The sequence below is a fragment of the Frigoriflavimonas asaccharolytica genome (genome assembly GCF_013294015.1).
GTDB classification, from domain to species: Bacteria; Bacteroidota; Bacteroidia; order Flavobacteriales; family Weeksellaceae; genus Frigoriflavimonas; species Frigoriflavimonas asaccharolytica.
Map to the genome: position 1 here is coordinate 35,613 of NZ_JABSNO010000018.1, position 21,233 is coordinate 56,845.

The following is a 21,233-nucleotide window of genomic DNA, read 5'->3' on the forward strand; positions in this document are numbered from 1 at the left end:
TTGCGTTTTCATATTAATTTATTTATTAAGTGTAACAAATGGAAATTTACATTCTCCTTTTGTTAAACTGAAACCCAAATCTACGAAATGTTCAAGATGTAAGCAAAATTTGTACTCATAAAGTGACTTGTTTCATTTAAATTAATTAATGATGCAATTACTGCGATTTATTTAATCTATTGCTATGCAAAAATTTCAAGCAATAATTGACTAATTTTGTTCTTTACAAATTGAAAATGGGCTTTGCAAAAAGAATTCACGAAGGGTACTCTACTCGAAAATATGATATAGATAAAAAGAAAATAGAAGAATTTATAGATCGATTTTTCCATTTTGCATTTTTTCTAGAATACCAAAGATGCTCAGAACTAAGCAATATAGAATTGCGTTTAGAACAATTTAAAAAAGAGCTTAAAGAAATTATACACTCAGTTTCTGGCGAAGATGCTCATGCAAAAGTTGAAATCCTCTTTGCTGTTTTTCCAAAAATTTATGAAATGTTGGAAAACGATGCTCAAACAATTCTAGAAAATGATCCCGCCGCAAATAGTATAGATGAAGTTATGATCTCATATCCTGGCTTTTTCGCAATTGCGGTGTACAGATTTGCGCACGAACTCTATAAGATCAACATTCCACTGATCCCAAGAATTTGGACGGAATTTGCACACAGCAGAACGGGCATAGACATCAATTCTGGCGCAGAAATTGGATCTCATTTTTTTATAGATCATGGTACAGGTATTGTAATAGGTGAAACTACTGTAATTGGGGATTACGTAAAAATTTACCAAGGGGTAACTTTAGGTGCGCTTTCCGTAGCCAAAAATTTACAAAACATAAAAAGACATCCCACCATAGAAAACGGCGTGGTAATATATGCAAATGCTACCATTTTGGGTGGAGAAACCATTATAGGAGAACATTCTTTAATCGGTGGTAACGTTTGGATAACCGAAAGTGTAGCAGCAAATTCGGTGGTATTTCACAAAGGACAAGTAACGGTGAAAAATAAATATCCAAATGAAGAACCTATCTTCTTTAGCATATAAAAATTTAAATATTAAAAAGAAAAATAATTCATCAATTAAAATTTACAAAATGAAATTAAACAATATATTAGAAGCAATAGGAAATACGCCAACTATTAAATTGGGCAAAATTTTCCCAAATCATGATGTTTGGATGAAATTGGAAAAACAAAATCCTGGTGGCAGCATAAAAGACAGGATTGCTTTAGCAATGATAGAAAAGGCAGAAAAGGAAGGGAAAATAAACAAAGAAACACTTATAATAGAGCCAACTTCCGGAAATACTGGAGTCGGTCTTGCGATGGTTTGTGCCGTAAAAGGATACAAATTAGTTTTGGTGATGCCAGAAAGCATGAGTGTAGAAAGACGAAAATTGATGAGCTCTTATGGAGCAGCTTTCGTATTGACGCCAAAAGAAAATGGAACAGCTGGTGCAATTGCAAAAGCTAAAGAAATGGCAGAAAATATAGAAAATTCATGGGTTCCGCAGCAATTTGAAAACGAAGCAAATCCGGAAATACATGTGAAAACTACCGCAGTAGAAATTCTAGAAGATTTTCCAGAAGGATTTGATTACATCATCACTGGAGTTGGTACAGGTGGACATATAACTGGTGTAACAGAAGTTTTGAAAAAGGAATTTCCCAAAACTAAAAGTTTTGCAGTAGAACCTACAGATTCGCCAGTAATTTCTGGAGGAAAACCAGGACCGCATCCTTTGCAAGGAATTGGAGCAGGTTTTGTGCCAAAAAATCTACATACCGAACTTTTAGACGGTAGTATTTCTGTAGAAAAAGCAGAAGCATTTGAATTCACGAAAAGGCTTGCACGCGAAGAAGGTATTTTAGGCGGAATTTCTACAGGTGCATCTTTAGCCGCAATTTCTAAAAAATTAGGAGAAATTCCGGAAGGAGCTACAATCCTTACATTTAATTATGATACAGGAGAAAGATATTGGTCTGTTGATGGGCTTTTTGAAGAAAACCAATACAGTGAATAATGAATTTGTAAAAATTTTTAGATAATAAATTCAAATAAAATCCTGCAGCATTGCAGGATTTTTCTATTTAAATAATTTCTGACATTTCAAGCAAACGTAGGTTTTACGTTTTACTTTGCCCATTTCTTCTATCAGAAGTTCCGTTTTATCTTTTGGGCAGATTTTTTTTCCATAAACTAAGGCAGATTCTTTCACGTTTCCCGTTTTCATTAAGGATAAAAATTCTTCGGAATAATCTACTACCATCTTCAAGAGAAAAATCAATTTCTTCTCAGGAATATTTTTAATTAAACTATCTGGATGAATTTTAGCATGATACAAAACCTCTACTCTAATGATATTTCCAACACCAGTGAAGATATTCTGATCCATCAAAACATCGCCGATCATCAACTCTGAATATTTTTCTTGTAATTCTTTTAAAATAAAATCTGCATCAAATTCTGGTTTTAAAATATCCGTTTTAAAATTGAAAACATCTGTAGGTTTTCCTTCGTAAAATTTGGTTTTGGTTACATAAAAATTTATTTCAGAATCTGCAAAATGAAGCGCAAAACTGGCGTTCACCTTTTTTCTATCATTGATGACCATGCTTCCAAACAGTCCGAAATGTGCAGTAACAAAGAAATCTTTAAAAACGAAAATTAAATTTTTGCCGTAGGTTTCTATATCGTCTAATCTGATATTTACTATGCGAGATTTGTCCATATCGCCGTATCCAGATGCTTCTGTCACGGTTTTCCCGACAAATCTTTTTAATCTTCGGCTGAAATGTTTTATGGTTGGTCCTTCTGGCATTTTTTTTTGTAAAATTTAATTTGTTTAAGTTTTAGGTAAAAACTTTTTTATATATAATCTAAAATTTCGCTAAGTGGAAGGTATATAATTACCAAAAAGCTAACAATGAGTAGTAAAATAATATACATTGTATAGCTATTTTCATTATTTTCCTTTACCACATATGTTTCTGATATGGAATCATGCCATCCTCTTTTTGCTAAAAATGAAAATGAATCAAATGGAATCTGACGACAAAAAGTTCTTATAATTATTACTTTCATATTCGGAAGTTCCGCTTTTGAATTAAGGACTCTAGAACTTGTTAAAAATTTACCTGGCGTTGCACCAAATATCGTTTCAAAAAATATGTAATAAATAATAGTAATAAAAATCCCAAACCCAATAGCACTCGGAATGCTTCTTTCTACTTCCGAAAATGGATTATTTTCATTGATGTTTGAATAAAGCTGGAAAAAATCCGCAATGATAAAGAATAGAAATAACAAAATAATGGTATCCATTATCAAATGAAATAAGCGTTGGATTTTTTTTGTAATCGTAAAGTTTATCGTATTTGAATTTTCGTGGACCACTTTATTTAAAATAGAATTTTGAGATAGTAATTTTAAAAACCAATAGCCAATGAAAATATACCCACAATTTAGAATGAAACTAAGAATTACATTAAAATAATATACAGAAATACTGCCTTCAAGCGTATCTAAAGCCAATGGAAAGAATATCTTTTGTAAAATAGTTCTAATAATCCAGAAGATGCTGGAACAAAGTAAAACAGAATAGAAAAACTTTAAAAGTCTTGTTTCTTTTCCTTCGGAATAATAAAAAAACATACTACCAAAGAATAGCAATATATAAAATATAATATTGTACACATTGACGAAAGAATATTCAAAACCGATATTTAAATAGATAGATTTAAATCTTAAAATTATTGAATACACCAATGCACTAGAATCTTGATAATCAAATACTAAATGATAGCATTCAGCAATGATTCCCAATAGACTTAAAGCTAAAGAAACGTAAAAGATGAGAGAGAAATATTTCGTTTTCATATCAATTAGTTCCTATTAATCCTCTTTTTCGTAATACAATTGGTAAAATTTCCCATTTTCGTCTGATCCTTGCTGGATGAGATTTTTGTTGCCATGAACATAAATATGGAAATTTTTGTCTAATTTGATGATGCTTTTATAACTGCTCGTTTGCTTTTTCACTGCAGCATTATTAATTACAAAATCTTCCGAAACGGAAACTTGCATATCTTGCTCATAATCAGATTTAAAACTCCCGAAACTTTCTATCACACTTGGATCTTTTAAAACATTGGTAGTAAATTCTTCGTAATCAAATTGCTTTTTTTCTTTAAAAAACTCCATTGTATTATTCAGAAAATCAGCCTGATCTACCTTCGAAATTTCAAATTCTTCGGGCAATTTTTTTGTGATAAAATCTTTGTAGATATTTAAAGTTTCTTGGGTATCAAAATAGTCGTCTTTTTTTTGCTGTATTTGTAGAAAATCATCCATCCAATAGCTGCTTTCTGCTTTGCTTGTACCATCTACAATAGATAAAGTGTAGCCATTTTCTTCATCAGAATTGAAAATTACGCAACCTTTATCTAATTTATTTAAATTAATTCCTTTGGCAGTTTCTAAATCAAAATTTTCATTATTTGGCGAAATTTGCAGAAAAGTATCTTTGTTTTCAGATTTAAAAAAACCGATGGCATTCATGCTTTCTCCTTTTAAAATAACTCCTTCAAAATAGCAAATATAAAATTCGCCACCTTTTGTTCTTGGGTTTGTAGAAGCTTCAAAAAGAAGAGATGCCAATTTCGCAGATTGGGTTTCTAAAATATCTGGATTGGTGAAAATTTCTTGTACTGCAGCGTAAACTTGATTGTTTGCTAACTTTAAATCATCATAAAATTCAAACAAAAGATCTGTTTTGAAAGATTTTAGAAAGTAATTTTTTAGCAATTCTTTCATGTCTTCATCTACTTCTGCTTGCTTTTCAGAGGTTACCAAAGCTTCGTGATGCGTTTGGTTTCCCACAAAGTTGATGCATATATTTTTCAGTAATGTTTCGTCATGGTGTATCATCTTGCGAAAATAAGACAATAATGTAAAATGTGAGTTAATATTTGCAAAATTTCTCTTTTCAATAATATATGATGAGCATTTTAATTTAAGATGGGTAAATAAAATTATATTATCTTTGTTTTAATTAAAAATATTATTATGAAAAAAATTATTTTACCAGCATTAGTTGCAGGATTGTTCACATTCACAAGCTGCAAAAAAGATGAAACAAAAGTAACTGTAGAACCTGCAACAGTAGAAGTACCAGCTTCCGCAGATGCTAATACTATGACCACAGATGCAACTACGCCAGTTGCAGTAGACGGAATGCCAACTTTCAGCAATCCTGAGGTTACTGCTTTCGCTACAGAATATACAAACTTCATGAATGAAATGAAGGATGCTTATGTAAGTCAGGATGCAACAAAAATTAAAGAATTGGCGATGAAACAACAAGAGTGGACGGCTAAAAGTACAGAAATGGCTTCTAAATTTTCGCAAGAAGATGCACAAAAATGGAGCGCATACGCACAAAAATTAAGTATGGATATGCAATCTGCAATGAAGGCAAAATAATTTCATTTTTATATAAAAATATAAAGGCTGTATTACTTTTTGTAATGCAGCCTTTTTCTATAAAGTTTAAAGTGTAGATTTATTTAATCAACTGATCTGTTCTTTTATTTGTTTTCAGATCTATCACATCAAACCTTCTCATTTCCGTGAAAGAACCCATATCAGAATCGCTATTTATTAAAATTACTCCTACTAAAATTACATATTTGCAATGGTAAGTAGTTGCCTCTACTAATTCATTAATACGTTTATCAATAGCTTCATAGATGATTTCTGTAGTTTCAAAAATTGGTGTTTTTGCAGTCAGTATTCTATCTTTCTGAGCCAACATCATTTGCTCTATGGTATTCATTTGATAATCTATCTCCGTAATATTACCTAGCAAAATTTGATTGTTTTGCAATTTAGCTAGTGCTCCATTTGCAGCTCCACAACAACTGGTATTTTTACTTTGTCCCACACGATTTATTTCGCCAAGCACGCCATCTTTTGTGATGCCAATATGTGGACCGTAGTAGATAAATACTGCACCATCATCTGGAACATGGCTTGCAAAAGCGCCCATTCCAGTTAATCCTGTAAAGGGAAAACCATTGAGACCGCCCATTTTAAAAGGCCCTAGAAATTCTTGCGTTCTGACAGGATATTGGATACTGTTCACATCATCACTGCAAACACTGTCTGCAAGCATCACCTGTTTTGGCTCTAAATCTAGTTGATCTTCTACAAAATCAATAATAAAATTTATTGTATCTATGGTAGTTACAGCTTTTGGATACCATTTCTGAATGATAGCTAATTTTTCTCTTTTTTTCATTTTTTGGTTTAATTCTCTTTTAAATTAACCTTTAACAATCTTTGCTAAATCTTTTATCACTTGTTTAAATTTTTAAAATTGTCCGGTAAATTAAATCATAAAAAAGTATTTCTTATTTTCTTGGGAGATGCTCTCAATAATCCACTTGCACAAAAAATAACTTTCACTTTTTAAATATATCTTTTACTATTTTGAATATCGTAAACTTACAATTTATTATTAAATTTGTTGAAATATATTCTTTAAAAATATCTTACACAATTTAGTTTTGATTAAAAAATAAATACATATGGCAAACTACAAAATACAAAAGAACCCATTCATAGTACCAACAACAGACGGAAAATTGATAGAAGAAATCTGGGGAGCAACTACAAATAATCCAGAAATTTCTATCGCACACATGGTTGCTCCACCTGGTTGGAAAGAACCTTTTCAAACACCAGAATTTGAAGAATTCACCTACATAATTTCCGGTAAAAAACAATTTGAAATTGAGGGAGAGATTATCATTCTAGAAAAAGGCGAGAGCATCAAAATTGAAAAAGGAACTAGAGTTCGGTACAGCAATCCTTTTGATTCAGAGTGCGAATATATGGCCATTTGTCTACCCGCTTTCTCTATGGATTTGGTGAATAGAGAAGAAATGGAATAACCATCATCCAAAAAAAATGCTCTCCAAAATAGGAGAGCATTTTAAATTTAAATATATTTTGCTATTATTTTTCTAAGAATACAGTGGAAATCATCTGTAATTGTTCTGGATTAAGTTTAGAAGATTTTTGCAGTTTTTCTGAGAATATTTTTATTTCTTCTTCCGTAGATGGGCAACCTAGATTTTCTTTCTTTTCATTTAATGAGGTTTCAATGATTTTCCCATTAGGATCTAAAAATACAAAATATGGCAAACCAGCGTCTTTACCACCTAATTTTTCCATGTAATTTTGCCCACCAGGATTTTCTAGCTTCTTTTTATCTCCTTTTTCTAAAACATCCAGAGAAGCAACTACATAATTTTCATCAAAAAAATTCTTGATAGATTCTGTATCCATTTTTTTCTCCATTCTTTTGCACCATCCACACCAAGAAGCGTGAAAGAATACCATCACATTTTTGTTTTCTGCTTTTGCCTGTTTCTGCGCTTTTTCTAAAACTGCTTCTGCATTCTCTTGAGCAAATCCGCTTTGTGCGAAAAATAATAGAAAAGCAACGAAAAGGATTTTTGAATATTTCATTTCTTATTTTTTTATTAATTTTTTATTAATTTTTTTTGGCAATATTTAGATCAATATAAAGTAAATTTACTTTAATATTTTCAATTATTGAATTGAAATGTAAAATATTTGAACTTTTTATTATTAAGTAATAAAAATCAATTTATATCTGGATATAATTTTAAAGCTCCATCTATGAAAAAATTTTCCCTTTTATTTGCAATCTGTTCGTTTTCATTCATGCTTTCACAATTTAATAACAACCAACAATTGCATTTTCAACAGATGCAACAGCAGATTCAACATCAAAATATGATCAGGCAAAGTCAGCAAACGCAACAACAATTGCAACTGCAACAAAGGCAAAGGTTTGAAGACAATATGATGAGAGGCCAAAATAATATTTCCCTTATAGAAATGCAGATAAAAGCGGTTGATAAAAGAAAATCAAAATTAGAAAAACAAAAAAAAGAACTTGAAGATTCAATGCTTGAAGAGAGAAATAGCGAAAATAGTGCAAAAGTTTCAAAAAAAATTTCCAAATTAAATTCTAAAATTGCTGCACTCAATGATTACAAAATAAAGTTTGAAAAAAATAAAGCAAAAGCACTGGAGAAAATAGAAACTCAAAAAATTATCCTAGAAAAAAAAGAGAAGGAAAAAGCAGAAGCTAAAAAATAATAGAACAAAAAAATTCCCCAAGGAAAATCGAGGGGAATTTTTTTGTTCTAAAAATTTATGAATTAATTTGCAGGATCATCTCCTGTGAAATCGTCATTTATTTCTGCGGTAATATCATCTTTGCTCTCTGGAAAGGCAATTGATACAAGCACGGAAATGATCAAAACTCCACCCACAATTCCTAAAGATATAGGAGTTGGAATGTGAAACCAAGGAGATATTAACATTTTTACACCTATAAAACTTAATACCACTGCCAAACCATAAGGTAGTTTGCTGAACATGTGGATAAAATTTGCTAATAAAAAATACAAAGCTCTTAATCCTAAAATCGCGAAAATATTTGATGTATACAAAATGAAAGGATCTTTGGATATTGCAAATATTGCGGGGATAGAATCTACCGCAAACAAAACGTCTGTGAATTCTATAACTGCCACTACAACAAGCAACGGCGTTGCCATTCTTATTCCATTCTGGATGGTAAAAAACTTGTCTCCGTCGTAATTATCAGAAACTTTGTAGAATTTTTTCACCAATTTTGCTCCCGCTGTTTGGCTAAAATCTTCATCTTCGTCTTCATCTCCTCCACCCCAAGAATTTATCCCAGCGTAGACCAAAAACAATCCAAATAAAGTCATTACTATATTAATTTTTACTGGTGTACCAAATACCACCATCTCTGGCAAATAAGTAAGATTGATGATTCCTACTCCTGCAAAAATAAATATAGCTCTAAATATTAAAGCTCCAATAATTCCCCAAAAAAGAACTTTATGATGCAGATGTTTTGGCACTTTGAAGAAACTAAACACCAATATAAACACAAATAAATTGTCTACAGATAGGGCTTTTTCTATCCAATAAGCTGCCTGAAATTGTGTGAATTTTTCTATCGCTACATCATGACCACCCATATCTTGATTGAAAATCCAATAGACCACTCCAGAAAACGCCATGGAAAGTGAAATCCAGATGATGCTCCAAATGGTAGCCTCTTTGGAAGATACTACATGTGCTTTTTTATTAAAAATTCCAAGATCCAAAAGGAGCATGACGAGTATTACTACAGCAAATCCTATGATTAGACCTGGGTGTAATTCCAAAATGTTTTGATCCATATTATTTATTTTGTTTTAGTTTTTTATTTGTTTGCCAAAGTTATATAAATTATTCGGCCTCCGTCTTCATCAGAGAGCATTATTTTTTTTCCATCTGTTAATTCTACCATCGTATTGATGGGCACCATTTTATCTTCCGTAATGTCTTTCATATTGGGCAAAGATTGATTGACTAAGACCCATTTATTTTGATAAAATGTGAAATAACCAACAGGTTTTTTGTCCAGTGCAGTTAAACTTTCATTTCTAATAACTTTTTTAGAAACGTGCCATTTAAAAAGATACTGGTTGTGATATACCATCAAACGATGATTTTCTGGTTTCCACACTCCCTCACTTTGCTTGTAATATAAATCTATCACAGGTAGTGTTCCTCTGTGCGGAGTACCACAAAAAGGGCATTTTGGTTTGGAACTATTATCAAAAACATACCATTTTTCGTCGCAATTTACATTGCTGCAAGGTTGTATGAGATCTACTGTTTTCAACAAAGCAGTTTCCCACTCATTGGCAATTGGTCGCAACATTGGGTTGTGCAGACCATCTACGAATGCTCTTTTGAATAATTCTTGCAAATATGGACCTGTAACAGAATACGGAATTTTGGTAGGATCTCCCCAAGTTAAATTCCATTTTTTGAGATGATCAATTTTCACTCTATTGGTAGAATCTGTCGGGTGCTCTACAAAAATTGCTTTTTCACCCATAGAAAGGACTTCATCTTTTTCAGATTCCAAATCCCACACTTTTCCACCACGCAAAGGATGCCTCCTCAATAAATACATATAAATAAGCACTGCCAAAGCGTGCAAATCTGTTTTTTGATTGGGCAAAACTCGGTTGGGATCTGTGATAGCAAGATGTTTGGTTTTTAAAACTTCTGGCGCGATGAAATCTGCAGTACCTATTACTTCTGGTGCAAATTTCCCCGGCACAACCAAACCATCTAAATCTATAAGATTGGCAGATTTGGTCACAGGATCTATCAATACATTATTATAAGATAAATCTGAATGCGCCAATCCCATTTGGTGCATTTTTTTTATGCCTCTAGAAACGTTGATGGAAATTTGAAAATAACTTAACCAATCTCCTAATTCGGATTTATCAATTGCCAAAGGATATTCCTTATTTCTAAAAGAAGGTGTGGTAAACCATTTGCCTTTTTTCTCGGCACCTTTTATGGTTTCATTGGCGATATATCCTTTTTTAAAGAAAAATTTAGAATCATAAATTGGAACAACTACACCTGTTTTTCCATTTTTTTCTACTGCATCATAAGGCCATCTAAAAATATCATCTAAATAATAATCAGCATTATTACCTTTTTTAATATTATCTAGATATAGCGTTACAATAATTTTTATTCTTTCCTTTTGATTAAAATCCAAAGTATCACGGAAAAAAGCGACTACATATTTCCTATTTGGCGCAAAATAAACGTCTTTCATTCCGCCCTTTATAGGATTTCCATCGTCTACATATTCGTATGATTTGGTAGAATCTATTATTGAATTCACTTTATTAATCATACTTTTAATAGATTATAGCTAAAGTTCTATCGTCGTGGTTTCCTTTGCTCCAAAAATCCATCCAATCAGAAAGTTGATTTTCGATATTGCTATCTTCTACAAAATCTACTTTTTTGAAATCCTCGTTTTCGCCACTTAAATCTCGCAGAAAGTCATTCCAACTTTCTATATTTTCTAGTTTACTTTCCACTACAAATTTTGGATCATAAATACCATCTGTCATCAAAATTAATTTTGAAAAATCTGGAAAACAATTTAAGCCAAAACGATTCACCATATCTGGACGACCGAAAATTTCTGGCATCGTCATAAATCTAGTTGCGCCACTACTTTCTCCAACATCTAAGAAGTTGAGCAAATGTACATCAGTTTGGTCTTTGTTAATAACATTTATGGGACAATCTCCTACTCCAAAAGATAGAACAACATAGCCAAATTGGAATTTTTTTATTAAAGTAAAAATCAATGTTGTATGAATATCTTTCAGCGTAATTTCTTCACTTTCGGCAAATTTGAGGAGTTCATTTTGCAGATTTTTTATATTTTTATAAAGAACATTTACGATTAAATTCTTACTTTTTAGTTTTAAATCTTCCGTTTGTTCTATAGAGATTTTCGAATCTGATTTGTTTTCCTCGTCGATTGAAAGTATTTCAATTTCTGGTAATACTTCCGCATTTGTAGCAAAATATTGAGTAACTTCTTGAGATAAAGTATTTAAAATTTCTTCATTATTAAAACTTTCTGCTATCCAATCGCAAGCGAATTTAGAACCTGCTCTCGCAAATTCTGCAGATCCTGCTCCATCTGCAACAGCAACTATCGCCCAATCATTTGGTAGGTTTTTTACCAAAAAATCATCATCTCGGAAAGTAGCGTTGTGCGCATGAGAACGACCTCTTTTGGAAGAAACAACAATTTTTTTATCTAAAAAAGTAGATTTATAATTGATATTTTCTACTTTAAAAAATCTACTATCTGCAGGACTGGGCTTATTTAACCATAGATCTTTTGGATCTGCATTCACGATGAATGAAGCCACTTTAATATCTGTTTCTAAATTTTCGTCATTTTTATTAAAAAATACGATTTGAATATCAATGGTTTCTGCAACAGTTGGAACACCATAAATACGGGCCTTTTCGGCATCAAATTGCAAACCGACAGATTCTAAATTATTTATTTCTTGAATTCTGATATTGGGAAATAAGGATAAATCAAATGTAAATTGATATTCTTTTTTTGCGTTTGCATTAGGAATAATAATGTGAGCTTCTTTGAATTCTTCTTTTTCTTTATGCATAGTAAATAATTCTATCATGGAAATATTCAGTTCTTTGATGGTTTTAGAAATATCGATTAATTTTTGATTATCTGCTAATTTTGACAGCGTACTTTCTACCGCTTTGCTGTTTTTTATTTCAAATTCTGTAAGTAATTTCCTTAAATAATCTTCCATATTAGCCTAAAGTTCTATTAATATCAAAACCACCTTCTGCCATTCCGTAATGTCCTTCATTTCCACACCATGGGCATTTTGCTGCGCCTTCGCCAGAAATGCAGTGAATTCCTCCACATTGGCAAGTTGCTAATGCGACACCATTGCCGCAAGATGGGCAACTTGGGTTTCCTTGAATTTCTTCACTAGAAATTTTTGATCCACTTATACCGCCATCAGAATATTCTTGGTAGGCATTTTCATCAATTTTGTATGCACCTTCTATTTTATAGTAACGCGTATCAAAACCTGGAACACGGGATTCTTGCAGCGTTTTTTTAAACTTCATCAGATATAATTTGTCATTGGTAGTGCATTTTCCGTTCAGCACTACAAAATTATTATCTGGCAGAGAATGTTTTTTGGTTACATCTATTTCTTCTACTACTTTAGAGTCCATTTTGCTTAAATTGATGCCGTCGGAATTGCCCGTATCAATTTTTTCGCTCGTTAATTTTATAGAAGCTGTTACCCATTTAAAGAATTCTTTGTAGGAATTGGCATCTGTATTATTGAATAATAAAACCTGATCTGTAAGACGACCTAGAAGATTAATATTGGTATTATCTCCTACAGAAATTACGATGAGATTGCATTTTTTGCGGTAATTTTCATTCCAGCGTTGGATTGCATTTTCTGTATCGTCTGTGGGAATTCCATCTGTGAAAAGGAAAACGATGGGTTTCCAATCTCCTTTCCTTTCGTAGGTGGTTTTCACGATGTCTTTGTCTAAGGAATTCATCAATTGCTCCAAACCTTTTGAGAGCGAAGTTCCGCTTCCGATGGGAATTTTTGGAGGATAAAATGAGATTACATCTTGCAACGGCATGATGACTTTACTTTTGCCTGCAAACCCAATGATGGAAATCCAAACAGTTTCCAAAGCGTAAGGATCTGTTTTTAATTCTTTGATAATCGTTGCAATACCATCTTGCACTTGCTCGATTGGTTCTCCCACCATTGATTCTGAAACATCTAGTAGGAAATATATGGGTAGTCTTCTCATTTGGATTTTTAGCTTAAATTAATTAAAAAATGAAGAATCGAAATATTTATAAATTTTTACACGACTATATTTAATTCCGTTGGTGGTGGAGGTAAAGTCATGGATTCGCCGGTTCCTTGGGATTTGCTGCCCATTTCTATGGAAGAACTTACCCATTGGAAAAATGTGGCTAAAGTAGAAGGATCTGTTGCATCAAGCTTTACCACATGATCTGTGAGTTCCAGCAAAAAGCTTTCTTCCGCTTTTGGTCCAGCTGCACAAGCGACGATGGCTCCAAAATCTAAAGCTTTTATTTTCGGGAGCATTTGTCTGTATTTTTGAATATCCGAAGGTTTGCCGTCTGTGAAAATAAATAAAAGTGGTTTCCAATCTCCTTTTCTATCCATAGATCCTTTTATTAATTCTCTATTCACAACATCATGCAACATTTCTAAAGCTTGGCCAGTATGCGTTGGTCCGCTTTCTGGGCAAGTTATTTCTATAGGATGATAACTTGCTAAATCTACCAAAGGAATTATATTTTTCACATCTCTATCAAATGTAATTGCAGAAATATGCAAAGAATCCATTGCTTGCGGATCTTGGCGAAGCATAGAAATTAAGCCATTAAAGCCATTGTTGAGTGCCGCAATTCCTTCTCCTCGCATTGAGCCAGAAGTATCTAGTAAAAAATATGCGAGTAGTCTTCTATTCATAATCTTACGAAACTATTACCAATTCTGAAGGTGGTGGTGGAAGTTGATCCAATCCGGCTAATTCTATCCCCGTTTCTTCCACTTTTGTAGATGTGGTAGAAATGGAATCTGTAACCCATTGGAAAAATTTAGAAATACTTTCTGAGTCTGCATTGTCCAATCTCACCGTTGCACCGCAAATTTGTTTTAAAATAGCATCATCTGCTCCTTGTCCTGCTGCGCAACCTACAATTAGTCCTTTATTTACATTTTTTAGTTTGTTAAAACCAATTTGCCAATCGTCTGTAGGAACGCCATCTGTCATGATGAAGGTTAGTGGTTTCCAATCTCCTTTTGTATCTGCAGTAGTTTTGGTAATTTCGGTTGCCATTTTATCTGCCAAAAGAGAAAGTGCTGCACCTAAAGCTGTTGTACTAGCTGCTTTAATATCTACCATTTGAAACGACGCAAGGTCTGTGAGCGGTACTATTTGTTTTGCTTCACTATCAAAAGTAATGATGCTTACATAAGCTGTTTCTAGAGCTTGCGGATTTTGACGCAAAGAGTGCATCATCATTTGTACTCCGTTTTTCACGGCTTCTATTGGTTCGCCAGTCATAGAACCAGATGTGTCTAATAATAAATATACGGGTAATCTTCTCATTTTTTGCTATTTATAATTTTGCGTAATCTTTTGAATGGTTTGGATAAACATATTGTCTTCTGTTGCATCTCCGATAGCATCAAATTTCCATTCTCCGTTTTTGCGGTACAATTTCCCTAAAATTAAAGCTCTTTTTCCGCGATAAGATGCATCTGTAACGATATCGTAGTTTGAAAAAACACTATTCACTTTGGTAGGCGTTCCTTCATACATTCTTATTTTGGCAAAAGGAATTTGGGCAAAATCAAAATTTTGGCCTTGATTAAGATAGATATTCAAGAAGAAATAAATTTTATCTACATCTGGTTTTACTTGATTGAGATTTACGGTGATAATTTCATTATCCAAACCATCGTCTCCGCCTACATCTCCTTGTCTATCGTCTCCACTATGACGCAAACCTCCATCGTTTGAAGATAATTTGCCAAGCGGATAATTATTTTGAGCTAACCAAGCGTTGTATTCTGGGGAATATATCCAATCGATCATTTCGCCGTTTTGGTTGAGCATGATGCAACTCAAATCTAAATCTACATCTTCCACCACTTTTTTTGTTCCGAAACCGAAAAGTCCTGGTTTTGTAGTTTCTATTGCTCCCCAATTTACTCCCACACAAAAATTGGTGAGCGCTTCTCCGGTAGATTTTCTTAAATCAATTTTTTGACCTTTTTGTAAGTTTATAGACATGGTTTTTTATTTTTAATTTTATTAATGAAAATTTTTTTGAAGCCAAAGTTTTAAACACAACAGGAACCAAGGCATGAGCTTAAAAAATTTGTCTTAAAGATAAAACAAGATTTAACACGCTTATTTTCAGTTCACAACAAATTGAGACTCCTTAAAGTTTTATTCCTATTAGTTCAAATTTATAGTTTTAAATGAAACTGCTAAACTTCGGTAAATGGTTTTTAATACTATTTAAACTTGCTTAAATATATTTTTCAGCTATGCTCTTGCAGCCCGACTTGAGTGAAGCTCTTTTTATGATTTTTGAGTAAAAAATTATAAAAAAGCGGGAACGGAAGGCGGATTAAGCTGCCCAAATAAATTGAGAAATTGGTTTATAAATAGTTATTTTTCACGGTTTCTATAGTTTGCTCTAATTTTTTGTCTTTGGTAGGTTCTCCAATCGCATTAAATTTCCACTCGCCATTTTTTTTGTAAAAAACGCCCATTACCATTGCTACGTGACCAGAAAAATTTTCGCCTTTTGCAATATTATACGTTGCAAAAACTTCTGAAACGCGAGAAGGAGTGCCTTCGTAGATGCGGATTGAAGCGAAAGGAATGGTGCCAAAATCTTGACCTTGATAACTATTAAGTACAAATGCAACGGAAGAAACATTTGGATTAAGACGAGAAAAATCTAAAGTGATAATCTCATTATCTAGACCATCATCTCCCGACATATCTCCGGTAAGATCGTCTCCGCTGTGTTTTATAGAACCATCTTTTGATAATAATTGGCCGAAATAAACGACGTCTACAGAATTTTTGTTTTCATCAAATAATAGGCAACTTGCATCTAAATCTACGGCTTGTTTGGAAGTTCCGCCGAGCCAGCCTTTTTTCTCGATTGCGCCCCAGTTTACACCTACGCAAATATTTTGCAGCGTGCTTCCGTTATCTTTCTTCAGATTTATTCTTTGTCCTTTTTGTAAATTAATAGCCATTTTTATTGTATTTTGTTGTTTAAATTAAGGTTGAGCATCGAGTTTAAAATATTCATTTCTTCGTCTATGCTCAAGATTTGATTAAGAACTTCTTGATTATCAAGATTTTCTTTGTATTTTTCTAATAGTGAAATAACTTCTTCTGGAAGTTCGTTTTTTAGTTGCTCTGCTTTAAGATTTAACGCTGTATTTCTGCTTGATAAATCTTGCACCAAGGTATTGTTTGAAGATGTATTTTCTGATCTATTTAGTTCTGAAATTTTGGCTTCATCTACCAAATAAAATTCATTGATTTGCAAATTCCAAATAAATTCTTCGTCTGTTTTGATGATTCTAAATAATTCAAATATCTGATTACTAGAATTATACCCACAAACAAATCTAATTTTAAACTGGTTGGTGTTTAGTTTTCCTAGTAATTTTTTTTCTACATCAATATTTTCAAACTCGTAATATTTGGTGTTTGGTTGGCTTAATAGATTTTCTATTTTGCTTGTTTTTCTATAATAATCTATTGCATAATTATTGGCTAAATTCCTGATTTTAGCGAAATCTAATGCTACTCTAGTTCCTATTAAATTGCTGTAAATATTGCTTAAAAATTCTGAAACGAGGGCATTTTGATATTTCCTGTCTGTGTTGAAATTTCTGCCATTATTTTCTTGTCTTAAAAATTTTTCTATATACTCCTCATTTGCATCTATCTCTTTATAAACCGTAAGAATATTGGCCTCCTTTTGTTTTTTAATTTTATCCAAAAGAACTATCAAGCTATCTGTGTATTGCAGATGAAATAGTTCTAACTTATTAATATCTAATCCATTAATAGATTTATCTGTAAAATAGGATTGTATAATCTCTGTTTTAATGATGATATTGATAAGATTTGGCTGATCAAAAAACTTACTTAAAAGCTTTAGTTTTTGTATCCTTTTCTTACTTTTTTTTAAAATATCTTGCTCTTGGTCCAATTTATATTAAGAGTTTTGCATTTGATTTTTCAATGTTTGTTCTAGGTTTTTCAATTCGCCATCTAAGGCTATTCTGTTTTGTGCACCTTGCTGTTGTATTTGTTTTACTTCATTTAAAGTGTTGATCAACGAACTTGTAGTTTCTCTTAAAGTTTCTACAGAAACGATGGTTTGCTCGTTTGCTCGTGCTACATTTACAGTATTTTGCTGCAATCTTTGCGCATTTTTTCGCAAAATTTCTTCTGTTGTAGAAGATACTTTATTTTGGATTTCAATATTTTGCTGTTGTCTGTGCATTGCAACGGCTAATGTTAATTGATTTTTCCAAACTGGCAGCGTTGTTGTCAAAATTGTCTGCGCTTTTTCTGCGATAGAAATATTGTTGGATTGTATTAACCTGATTTGTGGCAAAGATTGCAAAATAATGAAACGAACCACCTTTAGATCTGCTAATCTTCTATCCAATCTGGCAATAAAATCTCGCTTATCAGAAATTTGATAATCTTGATAATTGGCTGCATTGGCTTCCATTTGCACCAGTTCTTCGGTAGATTGTTGATGCTTTAAACTTCCAGCGATAATGTAATCTTCAATTTTTTTCACAGAATCTATATTTCCGGTAAAAATAGTCTGAAGCACAGCATTATCTTTTGTAGAATTGATGATTCCTGCATTTACTTTATTAGAAATATCCGATATATTGGTTACAATTTTATCATATTTCACAAATAAAGTTTCTATAGAAGTGACCATTTTCCCAAAGAAAGGTATTTTTTTCAGGAATTTTTTCATGGAACTTCCTTCCAATTCATCTACATCTACGTAATTCAATTCTACCAGAAGTTTATTGATCAATTCTCCTACTTCTCCAGAATTAGATTTCCGTACATTATTCAAAAAACTATCACTTTGGCTTGCTAAAGAATTTTGCAAATCTGAGCCAAAATTTATAATAGAATTAGGATTTTGCTCATCTATCGTAACTGCAATAGAATCGTATTTTTGTAAATCTACGGATTCTATTTTAGCAAGATCTACGTTTCCGCTTTTATCAATAGCGGTATTGGTATTTTGTTGTAATTCCATTTTAGTTGTATAAATCTAAGTATTTCTGCAATCCTTCTCTTTGTCCGTTTCCTACGGCTTCAAATTTCCATTCGCCGTTTCTTTCATAAATTCTACCAAATTCTACGGCAGTTTCTATAGAAAAATCTTCGTCTAGCTCATATTTCAAAATTTCTTCTTTGGTATCTGTATTGAAAATTCTGATGAAAGAATTTCTCACCTGTCCAAAATTTTGGCTTCGTGAATCTGCTTCGTGAATCGTCACTACTACGATAATTTCTTTCACACGACTATCAATTCCGGTAAGGTCTATTTTTATTTGCTCATCGTCTCCATCTCCATCTCCCGTAAGATTGTCTCCTGTATGCGTGATGGATTTATCTGGCGTTTGCAAATTATTAAAAAACACAAAAAATTTATCTTCTACCAATTTTTTGTTTTCATTTAAACCAAAAATAGAAGCATCTAGATCGAATTGTCCTCCGGTAGAAGAACTATTTGCATCCCAACCTAAACCGATGGTGAATTTTGGTGCGTTGATGTTTTCTCTTTGTCCTTTTTGTAAGTTGATTGCCATTGTATTTTATTTTTTAATTGATTGATGTTTGTTTGATATTCTGGAACTTGATGATAATTATTGCTAATTGCCAATCCCAGCATTTCTTCTAGTTTATTCTTTGAAATGTGATTATAAAGATAGTCAAAATCTTTTTCTTCCATCAGAAGAATATATTTTGTAATTCTGGTATTGAATGCAAAATGTTTTCCATTAATTACTTCTACTAAATCTTGGGTGGTTTTTACTTTGAAATAGTTGTAGTGATTTTCAATTTTTGGGTGAATATTTTTGTTCATTAATTCTGCGAAATACACGAAAAAAAATTCTCCTTTTACGCCATATTCTTTCAAAATTCTATCTACTGTATTTTCATGGCTGCCCGTGATTTTTATATCATCCAGAAAAATGCAGAATTTACCTTCTACAAAATGCTTGTCTATATAATATGTATCATTAGAAATTAAATTAATTCTCTCTTCATAGCTCATATTGCCGTAATCTTCTACATAAGTTTGTTGGCGATAAATTTTACCTTCTATACAAGCCGATTTTCCATTCGTAAAAAGAAAATAATTGAGCTCTTCTTTAAAATAATGGCACAAAAAATTGGACGCTGTAGGAATGCTGTAATACGGACTTGGAAAGAGCATAATCTCTTCTTGCGCCAATATTTCTTCTTTAAAATCTGCAATAAAACCCTCAAAAAGGTGTTTTGCGAATTTTCTGGCAAAATAAGTATCTCCAAATTTAAATTGGCTGTATTCTGCTTCATCAAAAGGGCAATTTTCTTGCGTTTCTATTTGATGTAAACTGTATCTTTTTCTCATTGTTTTTCTACTAGTTGGGCATTAAAGCCAAAGTTTTTTGCTCCTTGGAAATCTGCAAAAGCATTATCTCCAATATGTAAAATTTCATTTTTTTCGACCTGTTTTATTTTTTTAACGGATTGATGAACCAAATCAAATATATTCGGGTTGGGTTTAGAAATTTTTACCTCATCTGAAAAAATTTTAAAAGAAAAGTAGGAACTTATTCCTAATTTCTGCAACATTTTTTCCAAAGTTTCTCCACGTATGAAAGCGGTATTGCTAAGAATACTACTGGTTTTTCCTTCATTTTTAATCCTGATCAGTTGGTCTTCGATATTATCCCAAAGAATAACAGGCAGGTTTTCTAAAAATAATTGATCCATTTCCTGAAAATATAAATTCAATTGAACATTAGTAACATCTTCGAATTTTTTTCCTAAAGCATTTAAAATCAATAAATAAGCGGTTTCCCTTTCGATATGCCGTCCTGTTTTCTCGGAAATTTTGTTGAGTAAAACGTCATAATATCTTACAGCTTTCCGAACTTCATCAAAACTTGCATCTATAGAAAAATGATCTTTCAATAATTGATCTCTTTTTACTTTAAAATCTGGATTAGATTTAATGATGGTCAACCATAAATCAAAAGAAAAGTGCTGGTATTTTGCGATTTCTATTTCTATATTCACAAAAAACTTATTTAGAGCCAGTTGCCCATTTCATACCCCAATTGTACATTTTATCACAATCACTGTGCGCATTGTGAAAAGAAACCAATTTTTTCACCTGCAAATTGGTCGGCGAAAATATGATTTCTGCTATCGCGCAAAATTTTCTAGCATCTGTTTGCTCACCCATTTTTACTTCTATATCTGGGTTTCCTTCTACCTTTATGGTTACAACGCCATTAGTTTCTGCCCATTTTGCAACGCCATCATAGATAAAACAATAGATTGTCATTCTTTTGATGCCAGAAACTCCATTTGGATTAACGATAATATCTTCGCCAGAACCTGCAGCTGCTCCACGATCGTCTCCTGTATGCCAAATCCACGGGGAATCTGTAAATCTGCCTTGTCTGGTTTTTTGACTTCTACTTCCGCCATTTCCTTTAGAAAATTGCACTCCATCGATAACGTTTTTTTCACCGTTATTTAGTTCATAAAAACAGCCGAGATCTAAATCTATTTCTTGGTTTCCACCTAAAAGACTGCTAAAAAAACTCTTTTTTGCTTTCCCTTGAGACCAATTGAGATTAATAACAATTTCGCTGGAAGCTGAACGGTTCTTGGTAAGATCTATAGAAGCCGTGTCGCCAGCTTTTTCTATGGTGACTTTTTGTAAATTAATTGCCATGAATTTATTTTATTCGTTGTAGATAATTTTGATGTGATACGGAATTTTGCAGCCCGATTTGATGATTATTTTTAAATTTGAATCATCGAACCTCTTCGTTG

At 32.4% G+C, this 21,233-nt stretch carries 24 protein-coding genes; 5 read left to right on the plus strand and 19 right to left on the minus strand.

From position 1 onward, the window contains the following. Positions 1-236 precede the first annotated feature (236 nt). Together HNQ03_RS11400 and cysK are read left to right on the plus strand one after the other, a co-directional pair. Positions 237-1,052 carry a serine O-acetyltransferase gene (locus HNQ03_RS11400; protein ID WP_173779812.1) on the plus strand — a complete coding sequence of 272 codons (816 nt, stop codon included), beginning with the start codon at positions 237-239 and terminating at the stop codon, positions 1,050-1,052. A gap of 49 nt (positions 1,053-1,101) precedes the next feature. Continuing rightward, positions 1,102-2,031 carry a cysteine synthase A gene (gene cysK, locus HNQ03_RS11405; protein ID WP_173779813.1) on the plus strand — a complete coding sequence of 310 codons (930 nt, stop codon included), beginning with the start codon at positions 1,102-1,104 and terminating at the stop codon, positions 2,029-2,031. 63 nt (positions 2,032-2,094) lie between these two features. Here the strand turns inward: cysK and HNQ03_RS11410 are convergent, their stop codons facing one another. Genes HNQ03_RS11410 through HNQ03_RS11420 form a run of 3 tightly spaced genes read right to left on the minus strand, consistent with a single transcriptional unit; the run spans position 2,095 to position 4,937 of the window. Then, a complete protein-coding gene (locus HNQ03_RS11410; RefSeq protein ID WP_173779814.1) occupies positions 2,095-2,829 on the minus strand; it encodes a DNA-formamidopyrimidine glycosylase family protein in 735 nt (244 codons plus the stop codon). A gap of 47 nt (positions 2,830-2,876) precedes the next feature. Beyond that, positions 2,877-3,887 carry an RDD family protein gene (locus HNQ03_RS11415; protein WP_173779815.1) on the minus strand — a complete coding sequence of 337 codons (1,011 nt, stop codon included), beginning with the start codon at positions 3,885-3,887 and terminating at the stop codon, positions 2,877-2,879. Between the two features lie 15 nt (positions 3,888-3,902). After that, complete coding sequence (locus HNQ03_RS11420) at positions 3,903-4,937, minus strand: nucleoid-associated protein (protein ID WP_173779816.1); 1,035 nt, start codon at positions 4,935-4,937, stop codon at positions 3,903-3,905. A 138-nt stretch (positions 4,938-5,075) separates the two neighbouring features. Here HNQ03_RS11420 and HNQ03_RS11425 point away from each other — a divergent pair, with 138 nt between their 5' ends. Next, the gene (locus HNQ03_RS11425) at positions 5,076-5,492 is read left to right on the plus strand and encodes a hypothetical protein (protein ID WP_173779817.1); all 417 of its coding nucleotides are present in this window, start codon (positions 5,076-5,078) and stop codon (positions 5,490-5,492) included. Between the two features lie 79 nt (positions 5,493-5,571). Here the strand turns inward: HNQ03_RS11425 and HNQ03_RS11430 are convergent, their stop codons facing one another. Continuing rightward, the gene (locus HNQ03_RS11430; RefSeq protein ID WP_173779818.1) at positions 5,572-6,309 is read right to left on the minus strand and encodes a hypothetical protein; all 738 of its coding nucleotides are present in this window, start codon (positions 6,307-6,309) and stop codon (positions 5,572-5,574) included. A gap of 289 nt (positions 6,310-6,598) precedes the next feature. Between HNQ03_RS11430 and HNQ03_RS11435 the strand changes: the two genes are divergently transcribed. Continuing rightward, positions 6,599-6,964 carry a cupin domain-containing protein gene (locus tag HNQ03_RS11435; RefSeq protein ID WP_173779819.1) on the plus strand — a complete coding sequence of 122 codons (366 nt, stop codon included), beginning with the start codon at positions 6,599-6,601 and terminating at the stop codon, positions 6,962-6,964. A 64-nt stretch (positions 6,965-7,028) separates the two neighbouring features. On the opposite strand, the gene HNQ03_RS11440 is transcribed toward HNQ03_RS11435, so the two are convergent. After that, positions 7,029-7,544 (minus strand): thioredoxin family protein, encoded by a 516-nt coding sequence (locus HNQ03_RS11440; RefSeq protein ID WP_173779820.1) that lies wholly within the window; start codon positions 7,542-7,544, stop codon positions 7,029-7,031. A 174-nt stretch (positions 7,545-7,718) separates the two neighbouring features. Here HNQ03_RS11440 and HNQ03_RS11445 point away from each other — a divergent pair, with 174 nt between their 5' ends. After that, positions 7,719-8,204: a hypothetical protein gene (locus HNQ03_RS11445; protein WP_173779821.1), complete on the plus strand. Its 486-nt coding sequence runs from the start codon at positions 7,719-7,721 to the stop codon at positions 8,202-8,204. A gap of 62 nt (positions 8,205-8,266) precedes the next feature. On the opposite strand, the gene HNQ03_RS11450 is transcribed toward HNQ03_RS11445, so the two are convergent. From HNQ03_RS11450 to HNQ03_RS11515, 14 genes are all read right to left on the minus strand, one after another. After that, the gene (locus HNQ03_RS11450; RefSeq protein WP_173779822.1) at positions 8,267-9,325 is read right to left on the minus strand and encodes a TerC/Alx family metal homeostasis membrane protein; all 1,059 of its coding nucleotides are present in this window, start codon (positions 9,323-9,325) and stop codon (positions 8,267-8,269) included. Positions 9,326-9,348: 23 nt separating this feature from the next. Next, entirely contained in the window at positions 9,349-10,857 is a 1,509-nt protein-coding gene (locus HNQ03_RS11455) for a helix-hairpin-helix domain-containing protein (protein WP_173779823.1), read from the minus strand. 4 nt (positions 10,858-10,861) lie between these two features. After that, a complete protein-coding gene (locus HNQ03_RS11460; RefSeq protein ID WP_173779824.1) occupies positions 10,862-12,316 on the minus strand; it encodes a PP2C family serine/threonine-protein phosphatase in 1,455 nt (484 codons plus the stop codon). Position 12,317: 1 nt separating this feature from the next. Further along, positions 12,318-13,361 (minus strand): TerY-C metal binding domain-containing protein, encoded by a 1,044-nt coding sequence (locus HNQ03_RS11465; RefSeq protein WP_173779825.1) that lies wholly within the window; start codon positions 13,359-13,361, stop codon positions 12,318-12,320. 56 nt (positions 13,362-13,417) lie between these two features. Continuing rightward, entirely contained in the window at positions 13,418-14,056 is a 639-nt protein-coding gene (locus tag HNQ03_RS11470; protein ID WP_173779826.1) for a vWA domain-containing protein, read from the minus strand. 4 nt (positions 14,057-14,060) lie between these two features. Beyond that, positions 14,061-14,699: a vWA domain-containing protein gene (locus tag HNQ03_RS11475; protein ID WP_173779827.1), complete on the minus strand. Its 639-nt coding sequence runs from the start codon at positions 14,697-14,699 to the stop codon at positions 14,061-14,063. Between the two features lie 6 nt (positions 14,700-14,705). Then, positions 14,706-15,386 (minus strand): TerD family protein, encoded by a 681-nt coding sequence (locus HNQ03_RS11480; RefSeq protein WP_173779828.1) that lies wholly within the window; start codon positions 15,384-15,386, stop codon positions 14,706-14,708. A 374-nt stretch (positions 15,387-15,760) separates the two neighbouring features. Next, complete coding sequence (locus HNQ03_RS11485; RefSeq protein WP_173779829.1) at positions 15,761-16,372, minus strand: TerD family protein; 612 nt, start codon at positions 16,370-16,372, stop codon at positions 15,761-15,763. 2 nt (positions 16,373-16,374) lie between these two features. Beyond that, a complete protein-coding gene (locus HNQ03_RS11490; protein WP_173779830.1) occupies positions 16,375-17,343 on the minus strand; it encodes a hypothetical protein in 969 nt (322 codons plus the stop codon). A gap of 6 nt (positions 17,344-17,349) precedes the next feature. Then, positions 17,350-18,429: a toxic anion resistance protein gene (locus HNQ03_RS11495; protein ID WP_173779831.1), complete on the minus strand. Its 1,080-nt coding sequence runs from the start codon at positions 18,427-18,429 to the stop codon at positions 17,350-17,352. Between the two features lies 1 nt (position 18,430). Next, entirely contained in the window at positions 18,431-18,985 is a 555-nt protein-coding gene (locus tag HNQ03_RS11500; protein ID WP_173779832.1) for a TerD family protein, read from the minus strand. Then, a complete protein-coding gene (locus HNQ03_RS11505; protein ID WP_173779833.1) occupies positions 18,919-19,794 on the minus strand; it encodes a phosphoribosyltransferase family protein in 876 nt (291 codons plus the stop codon). Before HNQ03_RS11505 ends, HNQ03_RS11500 begins: the two co-directional genes overlap by 67 nt. Further along, positions 19,791-20,465 (minus strand): HAD family hydrolase, encoded by a 675-nt coding sequence (locus HNQ03_RS11510; RefSeq protein WP_173779834.1) that lies wholly within the window; start codon positions 20,463-20,465, stop codon positions 19,791-19,793. Before HNQ03_RS11510 ends, HNQ03_RS11505 begins: the two co-directional genes overlap by 4 nt. Before the next feature lie 7 nt (positions 20,466-20,472). Further along, the gene (locus tag HNQ03_RS11515; protein ID WP_173779835.1) at positions 20,473-21,132 is read right to left on the minus strand and encodes a stress protein; all 660 of its coding nucleotides are present in this window, start codon (positions 21,130-21,132) and stop codon (positions 20,473-20,475) included. Between the last annotated feature and the right edge of the window lie 101 nt (positions 21,133-21,233).